This is a genomic window from Vibrio fujianensis, from assembly GCF_002749895.1.
Classification (GTDB): Bacteria; Pseudomonadota; Gammaproteobacteria; order Enterobacterales; family Vibrionaceae; genus Vibrio; species Vibrio fujianensis.
On sequence record NZ_NBUS01000042.1, the window covers coordinates 383,257 to 385,929 of the forward strand.

Annotated in this window: 2 protein-coding genes; one reads left to right on the forward strand and one right to left on the reverse strand. The window is 40.1% G+C overall.

Annotation, left to right across the window (positions count from 1 at the left end; genetic code table 11):
- Positions 1-26 precede the first annotated feature (26 nt).
- Complete coding sequence (locus B7C60_RS10795; RefSeq protein WP_099611654.1) at positions 27-1,412, forward strand: AmpG family muropeptide MFS transporter; 1,386 nt, start codon at positions 27-29, stop codon at positions 1,410-1,412.
- A 44-nt stretch (positions 1,413-1,456) separates the two neighbouring features.
- Here B7C60_RS10795 and nfsA read toward each other — a convergent pair whose 3' ends face one another.
- On the reverse strand, positions 1,457-2,179 hold the full coding sequence (nfsA, locus tag B7C60_RS10800; RefSeq protein WP_099611655.1) for an oxygen-insensitive NADPH nitroreductase: 723 nt from the start codon (positions 2,177-2,179) through the stop codon (positions 1,457-1,459).
- Between the last annotated feature and the right edge of the window lie 494 nt (positions 2,180-2,673).

The following is a 2,673-nucleotide window of genomic DNA, read 5'->3' on the forward strand; positions in this document are numbered from 1 at the left end:
GGCTAACTTGATAAGGATGTTGCTTCATGCCGAGCAAAGCTCACTCTCTCACTTGGTCACAAACATTTAAAAGTTATCTTGATCGCCGACTTTTATGGGTTTTTATGCTCGGTTGCTCTAGCGGCTTTCCATGGGTGTTGATCGGCTCAAATATGTCGGGGTGGCTTAAAGATGCAGGCTTGACTCTTGCCGCTATTGGCTACTTTGGTAGTGTATTTTCTGTTTATGCGATTAATTTTTTATGGGCTCCATTAGTTGATCGCGTAAAATTACCTTTTTTACATGCACGCTTAGGGCAAAGACGAAGTTGGATTCTCTTTTGCCAATTGTTTGTGTTTATTTGCACTTTATGTATTGCTGGCATGAACCCAACCAGCAACCTTGCTGCGATGTCAATTCTGGCACTCTGCATTGCAATTGCCTCGGCAACGCAAGATATCGCCATTGATGCTTTTCGAATCGATACTTTTCAAAAATCCGAACAATCTAAGCTACCGCAAGCATCAGCAATGGCCGTCATTGGCTGGTGGACGGGATACTCTCTTCCTGGTTACTTTGCTTTTATCAATGCCGATGATATTGGCTGGAACATGGTTTATTACGGAATGGCCGCCGTTATTATTCTACTCATGCTATTTACTGTATTAGTCAGTGAGCCTAAAACATACAGAGATAAGCTACAAAAACAAGCAGAAGAGAGGCATAACCAAGTTGTTCATTTTAAAGCAATTAGTTGGTTAAGTGTCACTCTATTCGAACCTTTTATTGATTTCTTTCGTCGCAATGGCTCTCGTGTCGCAATCACACTGCTACTTTTTGTCTTTTTATTTAAGATAGGTGAAGCCTTCTTGGGTAGAATGTCGATTGCTTTTTATAAAGATATTGGCTTTAGTAATGAACAGATCGGTTATTATTCCAAATTGATTGGTTGGGGCATTACGATGTTATTTACTTTCGTTGGCAGTATGTTTAATGTTCGCTTTGGTATTGTGCGAGGCTTAATGATAGGTGGCATTGCGATGTCAGCCAGTAATTTAATGTTCGCTTGGATCGCTCAAACAGGGCCTAATGAGCATCTTCTTCTCGCAACTATTTTAGTTGATAATTTCACGACTGCATTTTCAACAGTCGCATTTGTATCATTTTTAACAGTCATGACTGGCCAAGCCTTTTCTGCAACACAATACGCCCTGCTCGCCTCTCTGGGTAACTTCAGTAGAACAACGCTCGCCTCCTTCAGTGGTGAGCTAGCAGAATACCTCGATAACTGGCCATTATTTTTCATTTTAACCGCATTAATGGTTATTCCGAGCTTATTGATGCTGTATTCGTTACGCCATTACTTTAACAATATGCTAAGTAATGCAAGAAAGAACCGGCAATCCTTTTCAGAACAAGGTAATGAATCATAAAAAACCGCCTCTCTTCATGAAAAGTGAGGGGCGGATTTTTACCGCTATTTTTTGGCCAACCCTTTTTTATTTAAGTAATCGAGCATAAAAGGTCTCGACTCTTGACTCAACTTGCGACAAATTTGCTCAGACCATCCTTGCTGCTTTGTATTCGTCGACCGAGACTGATAGTAGCGACTCATTTTTTGATCATAAAGTTTAATCTGCCTCAAATCTAATGGCTGGTAAGTATTTTCATGAACAATAACGTTTGCACTTAAACGAGGTTTCAATTCAGGATTTTGATCGGGATAACCTAAACATAACCCAAATAAAACGGCCGAATATGGCGGCAATTGCAACAACTCATCCACCTCATTAGGTGAATTTCTCAAGCCACCAATATAAACCCCTCCAAGCTGCATTGATTCGGCGGCAAGTAAACAGTTTTGTGCCATGATTCCAGCATCAATTGCTCCAATTAAAGCCAGCTCCATAAATTCAGCTTTAACATCATTATTAATCGAATAATGTCTCTGATAATCAATGCAAAAAATCAGAAACTCAGCAGCAGTCTCAACATAAGGCTGCTGGCCTGCTAATTTAGCGAGCTGTGCACGTTTTTTTTGATCCGTTACTCGAATGATGGAGATCGCTTGAATCAAGCTAGAAGAAGAAGCCGCAATACCAGAAGCAATAATGTTATCCAATTGTTCCTGACTGATCGGCTGCTCTTTAAACGCACGAATAGATCGATGCGCTTGGATCGTTTCAATAACCTTATTCATAATGTATTTTCAACCCTGAGTTATGCGAAATATAGTCTAGGTCTAGTATTAAATAGGCTTAATACTGCGAGGTTTTTCTCTCGTTAATAAACCCGCAATATCCTATCCACACCGGACCATATTGCGTAACAAAAGAAGAGGGGTATCACCCTCCAACACAACAAAATGATAACAGAAAAAGAACAAGCAAACGATAGAAGCAAGGGAAATGCTTCAATATATCAAGTGGATAAAAATATAAAAAAATATCTTTATCGAAATTTTTGTGATGCGCAAAAGGGGGAGAGATTCGAATTTCCAACACGCTTATTTTTTTGGATGCCAATACAATCAGCCCCTTTGGAACCAACCGAAATTAAGGCTATTAGCTTTAGATCAAAAAAGGTCTTAATCATATGACTAAGACCTTCTTAAAATATGGCAGGGGTGGAGAGATTCGAACTCCCAACACGCGGATTTGGAATCCGCTGCTCTGCCAATTGGAGCTACACCCC

What these genes read in the sequence shown, in the direction of transcription:
- B7C60_RS10795 (WP_099611654.1), top strand. Translation starts at nt 27, where the DNA reads ATGCCGAGCAAAGCTCACTCTCTCACTTGGTCACAAACATTTAAAAGT.
- nfsA (WP_099611655.1), bottom strand. Translation starts at nt 2,179, where the DNA reads ATGAATAAGGTTATTGAAACGATCCAAGCGCATCGATCTATTCGTGCG.